Origin of the sequence: Tepidimonas sp. HKU77 (assembly GCF_049728535.1) — a bacterium.
Classification (GTDB): domain Bacteria; phylum Pseudomonadota; class Gammaproteobacteria; order Burkholderiales; family Burkholderiaceae_C; genus Tepidimonas.
In genome coordinates, this window is the sequence record NZ_CP187300.1 from 2,520,444 (window position 1) to 2,535,530 (window position 15,087).

The 15,087-nt window shown below is 69.0% G+C and carries 17 protein-coding genes and 1 pseudogene; 5 read left to right on the forward strand and 13 right to left on the reverse strand.

Features of this window, described 5'->3' with window-relative positions:
- The first annotated feature begins 2 nt into the window (after positions 1 to 2).
- Complete coding sequence (locus tag ACPP3B_RS12180) at positions 3 to 1,499, forward strand: IS5 family transposase (protein ID WP_424858771.1); 1,497 nt, start codon at positions 3 to 5, stop codon at positions 1,497 to 1,499.
- A 258-nt stretch (positions 1,500 to 1,757) separates the two neighbouring features.
- Here ACPP3B_RS12180 and ACPP3B_RS12185 read toward each other — a convergent pair whose 3' ends face one another.
- The 7 genes and pseudogenes from ACPP3B_RS12185 to ACPP3B_RS12215 form a co-directional block, all read right to left on the reverse strand.
- The gene (locus tag ACPP3B_RS12185; protein ID WP_055424142.1) at positions 1,758 to 2,081 is read right to left on the reverse strand and encodes a helix-turn-helix domain-containing protein; all 324 of its coding nucleotides are present in this window, start codon (positions 2,079 to 2,081) and stop codon (positions 1,758 to 1,760) included.
- Complete coding sequence (locus ACPP3B_RS12190) at positions 2,065 to 2,448, reverse strand: type II toxin-antitoxin system RelE/ParE family toxin (protein WP_072756620.1); 384 nt, start codon at positions 2,446 to 2,448, stop codon at positions 2,065 to 2,067. The genes ACPP3B_RS12185 and ACPP3B_RS12190 overlap by 17 nt, the downstream gene beginning before the upstream one ends.
- Positions 2,448 to 2,867 carry a DUF6362 family protein gene (locus tag ACPP3B_RS12195; RefSeq protein ID WP_424859148.1) on the reverse strand — a complete coding sequence of 140 codons (420 nt, stop codon included), beginning with the start codon at positions 2,865 to 2,867 and terminating at the stop codon, positions 2,448 to 2,450. Before ACPP3B_RS12195 ends, ACPP3B_RS12190 begins: the two co-directional genes overlap by 1 nt.
- Positions 2,860 to 3,069, reverse strand: a complete 210-nt coding sequence (locus ACPP3B_RS12200) for a hypothetical protein (protein WP_241925296.1) — start codon at positions 3,067 to 3,069, stop codon at positions 2,860 to 2,862. The genes ACPP3B_RS12195 and ACPP3B_RS12200 overlap by 8 nt, the downstream gene beginning before the upstream one ends.
- A 1-nt stretch (position 3,070) precedes the next feature.
- A complete protein-coding gene (locus ACPP3B_RS12205; protein WP_424859149.1) occupies positions 3,071 to 3,547 on the reverse strand; it encodes a crossover junction endodeoxyribonuclease RuvC in 477 nt (158 codons plus the stop codon).
- A 138-nt stretch (positions 3,548 to 3,685) separates the two neighbouring features.
- A pseudogene (locus ACPP3B_RS12210) lies at positions 3,686 to 5,491 on the reverse strand (phage/plasmid primase, P4 family); the annotation flags it as partial.
- A 63-nt stretch (positions 5,492 to 5,554) separates the two neighbouring features.
- Entirely contained in the window at positions 5,555 to 6,283 is a 729-nt protein-coding gene (locus tag ACPP3B_RS12215; protein WP_424859150.1) for a TorD/DmsD family molecular chaperone, read from the reverse strand.
- Between the two features lie 211 nt (positions 6,284 to 6,494).
- Between ACPP3B_RS12215 and phnC the strand changes: the two genes are divergently transcribed.
- The 4 genes from phnC (at position 6,495) to ACPP3B_RS12235 (ending at position 9,859) form a co-directional block, all read left to right on the forward strand.
- On the forward strand, positions 6,495 to 7,337 hold the full coding sequence (gene phnC / locus ACPP3B_RS12220) for a phosphonate ABC transporter ATP-binding protein (protein WP_424859151.1): 843 nt from the start codon (positions 6,495 to 6,497) through the stop codon (positions 7,335 to 7,337).
- Positions 7,338 to 7,379: 42 nt separating this feature from the next.
- Positions 7,380 to 8,363 carry a phosphonate ABC transporter substrate-binding protein gene (phnD, locus tag ACPP3B_RS12225; RefSeq protein ID WP_424859152.1) on the forward strand — a complete coding sequence of 328 codons (984 nt, stop codon included), beginning with the start codon at positions 7,380 to 7,382 and terminating at the stop codon, positions 8,361 to 8,363.
- Between the two features lie 61 nt (positions 8,364 to 8,424).
- A complete protein-coding gene (phnE, locus tag ACPP3B_RS12230; protein ID WP_424859153.1) occupies positions 8,425 to 9,237 on the forward strand; it encodes a phosphonate ABC transporter, permease protein PhnE in 813 nt (270 codons plus the stop codon).
- A gap of 19 nt (positions 9,238 to 9,256) precedes the next feature.
- Complete coding sequence (locus ACPP3B_RS12235) at positions 9,257 to 9,859, forward strand: phosphonate degradation HD-domain oxygenase (RefSeq protein ID WP_424859154.1); 603 nt, start codon at positions 9,257 to 9,259, stop codon at positions 9,857 to 9,859.
- A gap of 10 nt (positions 9,860 to 9,869) precedes the next feature.
- Here ACPP3B_RS12235 and ACPP3B_RS12240 read toward each other — a convergent pair whose 3' ends face one another.
- Genes ACPP3B_RS12240 through ACPP3B_RS12265 form a run of 6 tightly spaced genes read right to left on the reverse strand, consistent with a single transcriptional unit; the run spans position 9,870 to position 15,086 of the window.
- Entirely contained in the window at positions 9,870 to 11,009 is a 1,140-nt protein-coding gene (locus ACPP3B_RS12240) for an alpha-D-ribose 1-methylphosphonate 5-triphosphate diphosphatase (RefSeq protein WP_424859155.1), read from the reverse strand.
- A gap of 37 nt (positions 11,010 to 11,046) precedes the next feature.
- A complete protein-coding gene (gene phnL, locus ACPP3B_RS12245; protein ID WP_424859156.1) occupies positions 11,047 to 11,808 on the reverse strand; it encodes a phosphonate C-P lyase system protein PhnL in 762 nt (253 codons plus the stop codon).
- A 10-nt stretch (positions 11,809 to 11,818) separates the two neighbouring features.
- A complete protein-coding gene (phnK, locus tag ACPP3B_RS12250) occupies positions 11,819 to 12,613 on the reverse strand; it encodes a phosphonate C-P lyase system protein PhnK (RefSeq protein ID WP_424859157.1) in 795 nt (264 codons plus the stop codon).
- Positions 12,603 to 13,064 (reverse strand): GNAT family N-acetyltransferase, encoded by a 462-nt coding sequence (locus ACPP3B_RS12255; RefSeq protein ID WP_264892049.1) that lies wholly within the window; start codon positions 13,062 to 13,064, stop codon positions 12,603 to 12,605. The genes phnK and ACPP3B_RS12255 overlap by 11 nt, the downstream gene beginning before the upstream one ends.
- Positions 13,051 to 13,920, reverse strand: a complete 870-nt coding sequence (locus tag ACPP3B_RS12260) for an alpha-D-ribose 1-methylphosphonate 5-phosphate C-P-lyase PhnJ (RefSeq protein WP_424859158.1) — start codon at positions 13,918 to 13,920, stop codon at positions 13,051 to 13,053. The genes ACPP3B_RS12255 and ACPP3B_RS12260 overlap by 14 nt, the downstream gene beginning before the upstream one ends.
- A complete protein-coding gene (locus ACPP3B_RS12265; RefSeq protein ID WP_424859159.1) occupies positions 13,917 to 15,086 on the reverse strand; it encodes a carbon-phosphorus lyase complex subunit PhnI in 1,170 nt (389 codons plus the stop codon). Before ACPP3B_RS12265 ends, ACPP3B_RS12260 begins: the two co-directional genes overlap by 4 nt.
- Between the last annotated feature and the right edge of the window lies 1 nt (position 15,087).

Here is a 15,087-nt window from a genome sequence, read left to right on the forward strand (position 1 = left end):
CGATGTTTGCCTGCCCTGCCACCGAGGACTTCTTCCGCGCCCGGCTCGATCAGATGATCGACCTGCGCCATCCGCTGGCGGTGTTGTCCTCACGCATGCCGTGGCAGGAGTTGGAAGCAAGGCTGTCGCACCTGTTCATGCGCAAAGCGCGCGCAGGTGTCGCGATGCCCGATCTGGACCTCTTTGGCGAATCTCCGGTGCGCGCAGCTCGGGCGTCCAACGCAGGCCGACCCCGCGTGCCGCTGCGCGTGATGATCGCGCTGCTGTATCTGAAGCACGCCTTCAACGAGTCGGACGAAGGGGTGGTCGAGCGCTGGGGCGAAACCCCCACATGGCAGTTCTTCTCGGGGCGGGCGTACTTTGAACATCGCCGGCCGTGCGACGCCACGACGCTGGTGAAGTTTCGCCGGCTGCTGGGCGAGGAGGGGGTGGAAGAACTCCTGGCGCAGACGATCAACGTGGCGGTGGAAACCGGACTCATCAAGCCGCAGGAACTCAAGCGCGTGGTGGTGGACACGACCGTGCAGCCCAAGGCGGTGGCCCATCCGACCGACAGCCGGTTGCTGCAGACCGCACGCACCAAGCTGGTGGAGGCGGCCAAGGCCGCCGGCATCGCCTTGAAGCAGACCTTTGCCAAGGAAGGCAAGGAGCTGGCCCGCAAGGCAGGACGCTATGCGCACGCGCGGCAGTTTGCGCGCATGCGCCGGGTCATCAAGCGTCAGCGCACGATCGTGGCCAGGCTGCAGCGCGAGATCGAGCGCAAGGCCAGCCGCCTGGGGCAGGCCATCCAGAGCGCTCTTGGCCACACCCTCAACAAGGCGGCGCGTCTGGTGGCGCAGACTGCCAACCGAAAGACCGCCGACGGGACTCGAAAGCTCTACGCCTGGCACGCGCCGGAGGTGGAGTGCATCAACAAGGGCAAGGCCCGCTGCCCTTACGAGTTCGGCGTCAAGGTCGGCATTGCCAGCACCCTGAAGCACAGCCTCATCGTCGGAGCCCGGGCCTTCCATGGCAACCCCTACGACGGGCACACGCTGCAAGCGCAGCTGGAGCAGGCCACGATCCTGATGCAGGACAGCGGCATCAAGCCCAACACGGCCTATGCCGACTTGGGCTACCGCGGGGTGGAGGCCGACATTGCGGATGTGCGCCTGGTGCACCGCGGCAAGATCAAGCGCCTGACGCACGAGGAGCGCAGACTGCTCAAGCGCCGCCAGGCCATCGAGCCGGTCATCGGGCACTTGAAGCAGGATCACCGCATGGACAGGTGCCACCTCAAGGGCGAGCAGGGTGACCGGCTGCACGCGGTGCTGTGCGCGGCGGGCTACAACATCCGCTGGCTGCTGCGCATGATCGCCAACAAGGGCGTGCCCTTCTTGAGGCGAGCTTTTTTGCGCCTCATTGCGGCCGTGCGCCTCATCGGCCGGTGGCTCGCCCAGCGGCGGCCAACCGAGACCAGTGGCGCCAACCCTGCCCAGCTGCGGCTAAGGGCGGCGTGAAAATGAATTTTTCAGGGACGACTAGAAAAGCGCCGCGCTCGCGCCCCCCGCATGGGCTATTGGCCAGGAAGGACCCGTCGATGCCCGGGCGGCTTCCTCGACCGACGCCGCTGTCCAGAAGTTAGCCGAGATACTACCCCTGATCGGCCTGCTTTGTTGCACCCCTGAACGACCCCGGATTTGCATCCAGTCCGAAACTGTCTGTCAGCGCGCCCTGCGTTCATCAACGTTGCGCATGGGTTTGGAAGAGCTACCCCATCAGAGCACCGCCTCCAGCCCCTTGCGTTCGATGAGGTCGAGCAGCTTCTGCGAGGGACCGCTGGGCTTCTTGTCGCCCACTTCCCACTTGCGCACGGTCGAGACGCTGGTGTTGAGGACCGATGCCAGCACGGCCTGACTCAAGTGCAGGCGTTCGCGCAAGGCGCGCACTTTCTCAGCGTCGTATTCATGCACCGGCTCCAGGCACAGCGCGTCGTACTTGCGCATCTTGCGCTTGTCGATGAAGCCCAGGCGATGCAGGTCGCGCGCCGTTTCGTGAACGGCTTCGAGCAGGCGGCTCTTGGACTTAGGCTCGTTTGTCATGGCAAATCTCCTGCAATGTTCCGTCGGCAACGGATTCATCCAACTGGCGCGCGGGACGGGCCAGCAGATCGGCGGCCAGATCCTGCAGCGCTTCCAGTTCCTCGTCATCGATGTTGGCCCGCTCGTTTTTCTCGAAGCCGTAGACGAAGAACCAGCGATCGCCCTTGTTGGTGGCGATCAAGGTGCGCGCGCCACCACGCTTGCCGCGGCCAGCCAAGCCCACGCGCTTTTTCACCACGCCACCGCCCAGGTCGGCATCGATGAGGCCCGCGGCCATCTCCTCGACCGCTTGACACAACCCGGCGTCTGTCAGTTCGGTCTTGCGCATCCAACGAGCGAAGTGGCGCGTCTTGAAGACTCTTCTCATTAGCGAAGTATGCCACTTAGTGGCACCATGTGTCGAGAAGTTCCTTGCTCTCCGTTCAGACGGTCGGCCACGATCGAGAGCGCCCGCTGCCACCGCCGCCAGGCGGTGGTCCGGTCGCAGCCGAAGCGGGCGCAGATGTCGCGCCAGCGGTGGCGCTCGGCGCGCATCCACACGAGATGCCGTTCCTCTTCCTCCAGCCACAAGACCCAGCGCATGGTCTCGAGCATCCGCTCGATAGCCTCAGGGCTGGGCGGGAAGCGCCGGATCGCCGGTTCGGCCCCCAGCGTCTCCCAGGGCATGCGCCGGATCGCGGGCCAGGTGTTGAAGTAGCCCTGCACGCGCACGGGCGGCAGGCGGTGGGCGGTGATGGCCGCCTCCCGGAAGCGTTCGTCCACACGCTCGACGGTCCACTCAGCCATGGCGCGCCTCCCGTGCACCGTAGAGCCGCTCGCCGATTCGGCGGATCAGCTCGCGCTCCGTCCAATCGAGCCGGTCATCGTCGAGGCAGACGACGAGCAGGCGTTGCTCGCGCCAGCCGCGGCGTTTGACGGCCTCCACGTCCATCGGCTCGGGCTGCAGGCGCCCCAGCGGGCAGCGGTAGCGAGGAGTCGGGATGTCCATCTCACGCCTCCTGCGCCGCGTCGTGATGCTGGATGGCCCAGTGCAGCAGGGCCAGCGCGTCGGCTTCGTTGTCGTCGGTGGGCAGGTAGCCGCGCGCACGCACGGCCGCCATCATCTCGTCCTTGCTCGCATTGCCCTTGCCGGTGGCGTGCTTCTTGATCGTGCCCACCGGCACGCCCTGGTAGGGAATGCCGTGGTGCTCGCACCAGGCCGTGAGCGTGGCGAGGAACCCGCCGTAGGCGTGGGCCGCGTCGGTCGAGACGTGGCGGCGCACTTCCTCGAAGTACAAAAACTGAAGTTCAGAAACCGATGTCTGAATTTCAGAAATCCAACGGCCAAAGCGCAGGTAGCGCATGCCGCCGCCTTCGAAGCGCTGCGGCTTGAAGGATTGGCTGCCGCTGGTGATTCGGCCCGTGCGGTCGCGCAGCGCCCAGCCGGTGGTGGTGCCCAGGTCGAGGGCCAGAATCGTTGCTGTCATCGTTGCAGTCCTTCGTTCGTGTTCTCATGCCGGTGACCGAAGGTGACCGCCGTGGGGAATATCCCTTCCGCCCGCGCGCGCGTACGCGCGTAAAGAGACTCAATCCTTGGACGGGTCACCTTCGGTCACCGTGGGTGGTCAGTCGTCGCGGTACGGCAGTCGGGTGCCGTAGTCCTTGGGCTTGAGGGCCAGGCCCGCCAGGGCCTTGACGCCGCCGTGGATGCGCGTGCGCTCGAAGCCGCGGTTGGCCAGTTGTTGCGCGAGCCAGCGGCTCGTGCCCACGTACTCGCCGCGCCGGCCGGCCCAGTCCTGCCAGCGCTGGAACACGTCGGCCACGGCCACGCGGGCCTGCGGGTGGCGCTGGGCCTCCTCGTCCAGGAAGTCGCCGACGGCGTCCTCCTCGTCGAAGTACTCGGCGGTGGCCGACACCACGCTGGCCGGGGGCTGGAGCCCCTCGCGCTGCCAGGCCAGACACCCCTCGACCGCCCACGCGAGGATCCCGTCGCGCTCGGCCAGGAGCTTGTCGGTCAGCATGGCGTCGCGCCGCTCGGGCGGGATGGTCACGGTGAAGGGGATCAGGTGCAGCCGGCGCTTCATCGCCTCGTCCACGTTGCGGATCGCGGGCTTGTGGTTGCCGGCGATGACCAGCTTGAACTGGGGCGTGTACTCGAAGAAGTCCTGGCGCATGAAGCGCGCCGAGACCTTGTCGCCGCCGGTGATGGCCTTGACCTTGGACTCGTTCCAGCGCCGGCCTTGCTCGGTCTCGATGGAGGAGACGAAGCGCGCCCCGCGCAGGCCCGCCAGATCGGTCGGATGCCGGTCGCCGCGCGCCTCCATGAAGGTGTCCATCGGCGCGCTGGTGGCGTAGTCGCCGAGGATCGTGGCCAAGGTGTTCACGAACACCGACTTGCCGTTGGCGCCGGTGCCGTAGAGGAAGAACAGCGCGTGCGCCGCCGTCGAGCCGGTGAGGCAGTAGCCCACCATGCGCTGCAGGTAGGCCTGCAGGTCGGCATCGCCCCCGGTGACGTCGGCCAGGAACGCCCGCCAGCGGGGGCAGTCGCCGCGGGGCGTGGCGGTGGCGAGCTTGGTCATGCGGTCGGCGCGGTCGTGTGCGCGCAGGCGGCCCGTCCTGAGGTCGACCACGCCGCCTGGGGTGTTGAGCAGCCAGGGATCGGCGTCCGACTCGGCGGTGGTCGCGGCGTGGCGTCGGTCTGCGCGAGCCAGGCGTTCGACGCCGCCGACGGTGCCGGAGGTGGCCAGCTTGGCCGCCAGCTTCGGGTTGTCGGCCTGGAGGGCCGCGTGTCGGCAGACACCGCGGATCAAGTCGGTGGCCGCCAGCGTCTCCTCGTTGCGCCAGCGCCGACCGTCCCACACCAACCAGCGGCCCCAGGCCGCCACGTAGCGCCAGTCGCGGTGGTAGCGCCGGGTGAAGGCCAGCGCCAGGGCATCTTCGGTACCCCACACCGATTCGTCCGCGCCGATCACCGGCTCGCCGGGGTCCGCAATGTCATGCACCTGCACACGCGGACCGTGGGCGAGGAAGGCCGCGACGTCGAAGCCCTCCATCACGGCGTCCGCCGCGTCCCAGCCGTCCGCCGCTTCCTCGGGCGGGTACAGGATGTGGCAGGTCTTCGCGCCCGCCGACAGAATCGCCTGGGCCGCCTGCACGGCGTACTCCCAGCCCGGCTTGTCGCGGTCAGGCCAGACCAAGACGGCCTTGCCCGCCAGCGGCGACCAATCGGTCTTGTCCACGGGCGCATTCGCCCCGTGCATCGCGGTGGTGGCCACGATCCCGAGCTCGATCAAGGCCTGGGCGCATTTCTCGCCCTCGACCGGCACGACCTGGGCGGCGTCCTGGATCCCCGGCTGGTTGTACAGCGGCCGCGGCGTGGGCCCCTTCGCTGGCGGCGGCGACGGCCAGGGCCGGCGCGCATACCGCGGCCCCGAGAAAGGTGCGTCGGTGCACCAACGCCGGGGGGGCGGCGGGTGCCGGGGGATGGCGCGATGTCATGGTCCTTCTCCTGCGGCAGGCACCGGGTCGGACAGCGGGGATTCATGCCGCCACCCCGATCCGTCCTCCAGCATCCCGAACGCCTCGGTCTCGATATCGAGGAAGGCCCGCTCGAAACGCGCGACGGCCGCGTAGAACCCGGCATCCGGTGCTTGCTCCATGTCGTTCAGGCACTCTGCGTACCAGGGTGCGAGGTGCCGATCGAAGAACTGGCGCTGACGCTCGAGGGGGCGCGCCGGCACGGTCCCGACACCGGTGATGAGGACCCGCATCGTCGCGCACAGCGCCGCGAGGTGGTCTTCGGGCTCGCCGACATGGCGCGCACGCGCAAGGCCCAGCGCCCGCAGGTCCGCGCGCAGGTCCGCAAGGGGCTGATCCATCATGAACCCGCTGCGGTAGACCGAGGCATAGGGATTGAGCCGCGGCGTGCCGATCGAGACGAACAAGGCGTCGAATGCGTCCGCCACTGCGCGGGCCGGGGCGCGCGCAGCCCCGCACAGCGACCGCCACGCATCAGCCAGGACGCTGCCGGCGGGGCGAAGGTCCTGCATCGAGGCCAGCGCCTGCAGCAAGGCCGCGTCGGCGGGGGCGCTCAACAGCCGCGCGGCAAGGCCGTAGCAGTCGGCCCGTCCCTGTTCGACGGGCGAAAGCGGCGGCGCGATCGGTGCCTGCGTGTGCGGCGGGGCATGGACCCCGCTGCGAAGGTCGGTGCTCGTGCGGTGCATGGGTGGCACAGCCGAGCAGATGGCGTTCCCGCTCCGCCCTCGGGGTCGCCTGTCCGCCTTGGAACTGGCCTGGCGCGGAGCCGGCGGGAGGTCGGAAAGACCTACCGTGTAGATCTTGCACGGCCGTTGTCATCGCCCGGTCATGCAAGGTTCATGGACCGGTCATGGGTCGTCTAGATAATCTGCTGCGACGTCCACCCGGAGGAAATCCATGCACGACACGGTGATCGAGGTGCGCGGCCTGCGCAAGACGTTCGGCGACTGCTGCGCGCTGAAGGACGTGGACCTGACCGTGCGGCGCGGCGAGATGGTCGCTCTGCTCGGTGCGTCGGGCTCGGGCAAGTCCACGCTGCTGCGGCACCTCTGCGGGCTGCATCGGGGAGACGAGGGCAGCGAATCGCGCGTGGTGGTACTGGGGCGCCGGGTGCAGCAGGCCGGGCGGCTCGAGCGGGACGTGCGCCGCACGCGGGCGGCCATCGCCACGATCTTCCAGCAGTTCAACCTGGTCGAACAGTTGCCCGTGATGCACAACGTGCTGGTCGGCGCGTTCAACCGCCTGCCGCTGTGGCGCACGGCGCTGAGGCGCTTTCCGGCGCACGAGCTGGAGGCGGCCTGGCTCGCCTTGCAGCGCGTGGGCATCGAACGCTGCGCGTGGCAGCGGGCCTCGACGCTGTCCGGCGGGCAGCAGCAGCGGGCGGCGATCTCGCGCGCCATCGTGCAACGGGCGCAGGTGATCCTTGCCGACGAGCCCATCGCCTCGCTCGATCCGGAGTCGAGCCGCAAGGTGATGGAGCTGCTCGCGCGACTCAACCGCGAGCAGGGCACCACGGTGGTCGTCTCGTTGCATCAGGTGGACTTCGCCTTCGCCTACTGCCCGCGCACGGTGGCCTTGCGACACGGCCAGGTCGTGTACGACGGGCCGACGGCGCAGCTGAGCCGCCAGAGGCTGATGGAGCTGTATGGCACGCAGACCGAGGAGCTGTTCTCCCACCGGGTGGGCGCGCTGCCGGGTGCCGCCCCCCAGTCCGCGGGCGCACTCCAGGCAGCCGCCTGATCCCGCCCGCATTCCACTCACCCCTTGTTCGAGGAGACGACCATGGACCGCCGCGCCTTCACCCTCACCGCCGCCGCGCTGTCGCTCGGCCTGGCCGCCAGCGCCAGCGCCAGCGCCCAGACGGGCGAGATCAGCTTCGGCATCATCTCGACGGAATCGTCCCAGAACCTCAAGCAGGCCTGGCAGCCTCTGCTGGAGGACATGAGCCGGCGCACCGGCTTGAAGATCAACGCCTTCTTCGCGCCGGACTACGCCGGGATCATCGAGGGCATGCGCTTCAACAAGGTGCACCTCGCGTGGATGGGCAACAAGTCGGCGATGGAGGCGGTCGACCGCTCCGGGGCCGAGGTGTTCGCCCAGACCATCTCGGTGGACGGCTCGATGGGTTACTACTCGCTGCTGGTCACGCACAAGGACAGTCCCCTGAACTCGCTGGAAGACGTGCTTCGCCAGCGCCAGGGGCTCACGCTGGGGTTCGGCGACCCCAATTCCACGTCGGGAACCCTGGTGCCCGGTTACTACGCCTTCCAGCAGCACAAGGTCGATCCGCTGAAGGACTTCAAGCGCGTGGTGCGGGCCAACCACGAGACGAACCTGCTCGCCGCGGCCAGCCGGCAGGTGGACGTGGCCACCAACAACAACGAGGCCATCGAGCGTCTGAAGCTGACCAACCCGGCCAAGGCCAAGGACATCAAGGTGATCTGGAAATCACCGCTGATCCCCTCCGACCCGCTGGTGTGGCGTGCGGACCTCGACCCGGCCGTCAAGGCCAGGCTGCGCGAGTTCCTGCTCGGCTACGGCAAGCAGGACGAGCGCGAGCAGGCCATCCTCAAGGTGATCGGCTTCGCCGGTTTCAAGGCATCGAGCAACGCGCAGTTGCTGCCGATCCGCCAGCTCGAACTGGCCCGCGAGCGCAACCGCGTCGAGAACGACTCGTCCCTGTCGGCCGAGGACAAGCAGAAGAAGCTGCAGGAGATCGACGCCCGCTTGGCGGAACTGCAGAAGCTGGTCGCGAGCGCCCGGTGAGCCGCCTGCAAGGCGACGGTTGCGGGCGCGGCATGGACCGCCGGACCAGGAGCTGCCAAAGATGAGCATCACGCACACGCCGCCCGTGGCCGGGGCGCGCCTTGCCGTGCCCGCGCCACCACGCGCCGGCTGGGGACGGCCGGCCTTGTGGGCGCTGTTGCTCGCGGTGCTGGCCGGGTCGTGGCAGGGGGCCGACATGCGGCCCCTCGACCTATGGAACGACTCGGGCAACATGGGCGAATACCTGCGGGGGTTCTTCCCCCCGGACTTCCGGGAGTGGAAGCACTACGCCACAGAACTGCTCGTGACCTTGCAGATCGCCGTGTGGGGAACGGCACTTGCCGTGACCTGCGCGGTGCCGCTGGGCCTGCTCGCCTCGTCCAACATCGTGCCGTGGTGGGTGTACCAGCCGGTGCGTCGCCTGCTCGACGGGTGCCGTGCGATCAACGAGATGGTGTTCGCGCTGCTCTTCGTCGTCGCCGTGGGCCTCGGCCCCTTTGCCGGCGTCCTCGCGCTGTGGGTGCATACGACCGGGACGCTGGCCAAGCTCTTCTCCGAGGCGGTGGAGGCCATCGACCCTCAGCCCGTCGAAGGTATCCGGGCCACGGGAGCCAGACCGATCGAGGAGATCCTCTACGGCGTGCTGCCGCAGGTGATGCCGCTATGGATCTCGTACTCGCTGTACCGCTTCGAGGCCAACGTGCGTTCGGCGTCGGTGGTCGGCATGGTCGGTGCCGGCGGCATCGGCATGGTGCTCTGGGACGTCATCCGAGGATTCCAGTACGGGCAGACCGCCGCCGTGCTCATCATGCTGATCGTCGCGGTGTCGCTGATAGACCTGGCGTCGTCGGCCCTGCGCAAGCGGCTCATCTGACATCCGATCGGAGGCCACCATGCCTTCCCACTCCATCATCGAGCGCATCGACAAGCTGTACCGGCTTCACGGCCAGCGGCTCTACGGCGGTGTGCAGGCGGAGGCGGTGACCGCGCTGGAGCATGCGCTGCAATGCGCGCAGCTGGCCGAGTGGGCCCACGCGGACGACAGTCTCGTTGCTGCGGCCTTGCTGCATGACGTCGGGCACCTGCTGGCGGGAGGCCACACGCCCGACGGCGAGGACGACCAGCACGAGATGCTGGCGTCCGCGTGGCTGTCGCAGGCCTTCGACGCCGACGTGGTCGAACCGATCCGCCTGCACGTGCAGGCCAAGCGTTACCTCTGTACCCGCGACACCGCATACCACGACAGCCTCTCGCCCGCCTCCCGGCATACGCTCGTGTTGCAGGGAGGGCCGATGAGCGAGGCCGAGGCCCAGGCCTTCGAGACCCTGCCGCACGCCGACGCGGCGGTCAAGCTGCGCCGCTGGGACGACCTGGCGAAAGTTCCGGGCCGGCCCACCCCGTCCCTGGACTACTACCTGGTCGTGCTGGCCCGTCTGGTGCAGGACGAGGTCTTGGGCGGAGGCTGGTCCACCGCGGACGGACTGAGCGCGCTTTGACCCGCGCCCTTCAGGCCACGCGCACACCCGCCCGCCAGACCCAGCGCACGACGGGGTGGTCGTGCACCTCGCGTGCACGCACGAGGTCGGCTCGCAAGCCAGGCGCGATCTCTCCCCTGTCCACGAGGCCCGATGCCCGCGCGGGGTTGCGGCTGACGGTGTTGATCGCCTCGCTGAGCGTGTGGCCGCCTTCGCGATGCAGCTTCCATGCGGCGGTCAGCAGGCTCGCGGGCACGTAGTCGGAGGACAGCGCGTCGAGGACGCCGGCACGGGCCAGATCCAGTGCCGCCACGTTGCCGGAATGCGAGCCTCCGCGCACGACGTTCGGCGCCCCGGCGATCGTCGCCAGTCCCCGCGACTTGGCATGGCGCGCCGCCTCCAGCGTCGTCGGGAACTCGCTCATCGACGCGCCCAGCGCGACCGCCTCTTCCACGTGCTCGACCGTGGTGTCGTCGTGGGTGGCGAGCGCGACGCCACGCTGCCGCGCGAACTCGGCGAACCAGCGGCGGTTCGGCGCCGCGTGTCGCGTCTGGCGTTCCGGCGCCGCCCGCAGCTCGGCCTCGAACTTCTCGGCGCTCCAACCCTTCTTGCCGGTGTAGTAGATGCGGGCGTGCTCCACGTCGCTCCACTGGCGCTGGCCGGGGGTGTGGTCCATCAGCGAAATGAGCCTGAGCCGGGGGTGGGCGGCGAAGGGCTCGAACAGTTCGCGCGCGTTGGGTGCAGGCAGCTCGCAACGCACGTGGATCAGGTGTTCGGCGCGCAGGGCGCCCGCCGTCTCTAGCCGGTCGAGCACCCCGAGCAGCTCGCCCTGGTCGCGGGCACGGAAACCCTCGTCGTAGGGGTCGCCGACGCCGATCGCATCGAACACGGTCGTGATGCCGGCCGCCGCGACCTCGGCGTCGTGCGATTGCACTGCCGGCTGTACGGGGAAGTACACGCGCGGGCGAGGCATCATATGACGTTCGAGGTTGTCGGTGTGCAGTTCCACCAGGCCCGGCAGCAGGTAATCGCCTTCCAGGTCCACCGCACCGGGCACGCAGGTCGTGCCGCTGTCGATCGCGTCGATGCGTCCGTCGCGCACCCGTACCGTGCCCGAGATCACCTCGTGCGCGAGCACGACGCGGGCATGCGTGAGCACCAGTTCGGTCATGGGGTTCCTCGAGGTTCGGCAGGCCGGTCCAGGCCCATCATAGGGTGAGGGTGCGCGTGGCGACGCGGTCGCGCACGTCCTCGTCGTGGAAGATGCCGACGATGGCCGCGCCGCGCTCGCGCGCCTGGCGGATCAGGTCCACCACCACCTCCCGGTTCGCTGCATCGAGCGAGGCGGTGGGCTCGTCCAGCAGCAGCACCGGGGTCGGCTTGACGAAGCCGCGGGCGATGTTGACGCGCTGCTGCTCGCCGCCGGAGAAGGTGGAGGGCGCCAGTGTCCACAGGGCGCGGGGCACGCGCAAACGCTCCAGGAGCGCGGCGGCACGGGCGCGTGCGTTCTCCACGTGCTCGTCGTAGCGGGGATCGTCCACGTCGGCCGCGTCGCCCAGCACCAGGCCTTCCAGCAGGCGCTCGGCCACGACGTCCAGTGCGGGCACCCTGGGCACCGCGCGCAGGAACTGGCTCACGTAGCTGACCGTCGATCTGCGCAACGCCAGCACTTCCTGCGGTGTGGCGCGGGCAAGGTCGAGGTAGCGCGGCGCGTTCCCATCCACGCGCACCGCCACGCGTGCGCCGGCACGGCCGTCGTCCTCGCAGCCGTAGTTGCCGTAGAGGCACTTGAGCAGCGTGGACTTGCCGCGTCCCGATGCGCCGACCAGCGCGACGCATTCACCGGCATGGACCTGCAGTGACACGTTCTCGAGGACGTCGAGACGCCGACCGCCCTGCAGATGCAGGGTGAAGCGCTTGCTCAGGCCCTGCACGTCGATCACCGGCCAGGCGTGCGTTTCGATCTTCATGTCCGCTCCTTCAGGGCACGACCACCGACGACACCAGCAGCTGCGTGTACTCGTGCTGGGGGTCGTCGAGGACGCGGTCCGTCAGGCCGTGCTCGACGATACGGCCCTGCTTCATCACGACGATGCGATGGGCGAGCAGACGCGCCACGCCCAGGTCGTGCGTGACGATGATGGCGGCCAGGTGCATGCGCGCGACCAGCAGCCGGATGAGGTCGAGCAGGCGGGCCTGCACCGACACGTCCAGGCCGGACGTCGGCTCGTCCATGAGCACGAGACGCGGTCGCGTCACCAGATTGCGGGCGATCTGCAGCCGCTGCCGCATGCCGCCGGAGAAGTCGCGCGGCAGGTCGTCGAGCCGGCCCGCGTCCAGTTCGACGCGCCGCATCCAATGTTCGGCCTCGGCGCGCAGGTGCCCGTAGTGGCGCACACCCAGCCCCATCAACCGCTCGCCGATGTTGGCCCCAGCGCTCACGCCCATGCGCAGGCCCAGGTGCGCCTGCTGGTGCACGTAGCCCCACTCGGTGCGCGCGAGGAGCCGCCGCTGGGCTTCGCCGAGGGCGTGTACGTCGAGCCATCGGCCGTCGCGCGCCCGGTAGCGCACCTGGCCCTCGTCCGGGCGCTGCAGGCCGGCGATGCACGACAGCAGGGTGGACTTGCCCGAACCCGACTCGCCCACCACCGCCAGCACCTCGCCCGGGTGCAGCTCGAGGTGTGCATCGCGTACCGCCCAGTGGCGGTCGTACCGTCGGCCCAGCGCTCGCACCTGCAGCAAGGGCTCGGTGGCGCAAGGGCTGTCACCGTGCATCGATCGTCACCTTGAAGCTGTAGCCGTGGCGCTCGAAGCCCAGGCCCTCGTAGAAGGCATGGGCGGCGGTGCGCGACTGGTTGGACGACAGCGCCAGCTTGTAGCAGCCGGCGGCGCGCGCCTGATCGAGGGCATGCTCCATCATCCGGCGCCCGATGCCCAGCCCCTGTGCATCCGGATGGACGGCAACGTCCTCGACCAGGGCGGAGGGCGAGCAGCGGTGGCCGAGGTTGGGCAGCACGATCATCGCGTAGGTGCCGACCGCCTGGTCCGCCGTCTCGGCGATCCACAGGTGGTAGTTGGGATAGCGTTGCATCGTCTCGAAGGTGGCACGGGCCTGCCCCTCGTCGTTGGTGCCCGGGGCGTCGAGCCCTGAGGCCTCGTACAGGGCCAGGATGCGCGGCACATCGTCGACGGTCGCGATGCGCAGGCGGATGTCAGTCGCGGTCATGGGCGGCCTCCCTTCGTTCGCGGCACCAGTCGGTGTCCGAGCAGGCCCACAGGCGCTCGCCATGGGCCAGGACCATCTCGTCCAGGTAGCTCGTCGTGCAGCCGCACAGCGCGCAGGCATGGCCCTGCGGCTCCACCCGGAATGGATGGTCCTCGAAATCCAGGCTCTCGACCCTCGTGTAGGGTGGCACCGCGTAGATGCGCTTCTCGCGCCCAGCGCCGAAGAGCTGCAGGGCCGGCATCATGTGCATCTTCGGGTTGTCGAACTTGGGGATGGGCGAGGGCGCCATCACGTAGCGGCCGTTGACCAGCACCGGGTAGTCGTAGGTGGTGTCGATGCGTCCCCATTGCGCGATGTCCTCGTACAGCTTGACGTTCATCAGCCCGTACTCGCGGTGGGCGTGCAGCTTGAGCGTCTCGGCGCGGCGGGGCTCGAGGCGGTAGAGCGGCTCCGGCTGCGGCACCTGGTAGACCAGGATCTGGCGTTCAGTGAGCGGCGCCTCGGGAATGCGGTGGCGCGTCTGGATCAGCGTCGCCTCCCGCGTGCGCTCGGTGGTGCGCACGCCCGTCGTGCGGGCAAAGAAGTGGCGGATGTTCACCGCATTGGTCGTGTCGTCCGAGCCCTGGTCGATGACCTTGAGCACGTCGTCGCGTCCGATGACGGCGGCCGTGACCTGGATGCCCCCGGTGCCCCAGCCGTAGGCCAAGGGCATCTCTCGCGAGCCGAAAGGCACCTGGTGGCCGGGGATGGCGACCGCCTTGAGGATCGCACGGCGGATCATGCGCTTGGTGCCCTCGTCGAGATAGGCGAAGTTGTAGCCGGCAGCCGGCGGGGCGAGTGGCGGTCGGGCGTTCATGCGGTCGGCTCGATGGCAGGGGTCGGGCCCGCAGCAGGCGCGGGGGCGTCGGCGGCAGCGCAGGCAGGCGAGCGGGTCTCGGGGGCTCGCGCGCGCAGTCCGCGCACCAGCTGCAGTTCGCTTTCGAAGGTCACGTAGTGAGGCAGCTTGAGGTGCTGCACGAAGCCCGAGGCTTCGATGCTGTCCGAGTGCGAAAGCGCGAACTCCTGGTCCTGCGCCGGGCTGGTGAGCTCCTCGCCGAACTCGTCGGCGCGCATGACCCGGTCCACCAGCGACATCGCCATGGCCTTGCGCTCGCTGCGACCGAACACGAGGCCGTATCCGCGCGTGAACTGGGGAGGCTGCTCGGCACTGCCGGTGAACTGGTTGATCATCTGGCACTCGGTCAGCACGACCTCGCCCAGCTCGATCGGAAAGCCCAGCTCGTCGGGCGTGAACTCCACCGCCACCGCCCCGACGCGGATCTCGCCCGCGAAGGGGTGGGTGTGCGCATAGCCGCGCTGCGTCGAATAGGCCATGCCCAGCACCCAGCCTTCGTCGCCGCGGGCGAGCATCTGCAGCCGCCCTGCACGGGGCATGGGGTAGGCCGGCGGCTCGCGGGTGATGTCGGGAGGCTGCGGATCGCCGTCGCTCGGTGTGAGCGGCTCCACCAGGCCTTCCGCGGCGAGGGCCTCGAGGGCGCATGGCATGGCCTCGGACAGGGGCTCCCCGGCGGCCACGGCGATCTTCTCGCCGTGCGTGGGCGGTGCCTGGTCGGACGCGCGGAGCAGATCGAAGTCCAGCAAACGTTGCGTGTAGTCGAAGGTGGCTCCCAGCAACTGCCCGCCAGGCAGGTCCTTGAAGATCGCCGAGACGCGGCGGCTGGCGCGCATGCGTTCGGTGTCCAGCGGCTCGCCGTAGCCGAACCTGGGCAGGGTGGTCCGGTAGGCCCGCAGCAGGAACACCGCCTCGACCACGTCGCCCTGCGACTGCTTGAGGGCCAGTGCGGCCAGCTCGCGGTCGTACAAAGAGGCCTCGCCCATCACGCGATCCACCAGCAGCCCGAACTGAGATTCGATCTGCGCGACCTCGATCTCCTGCTGCGCCGGATCGCCCCGGCGGGCGGCGGCGAGCAACCTGCGTGAAGCTTCGATCGCGGACTCGCCACCCTTGACTGCGATGTACATC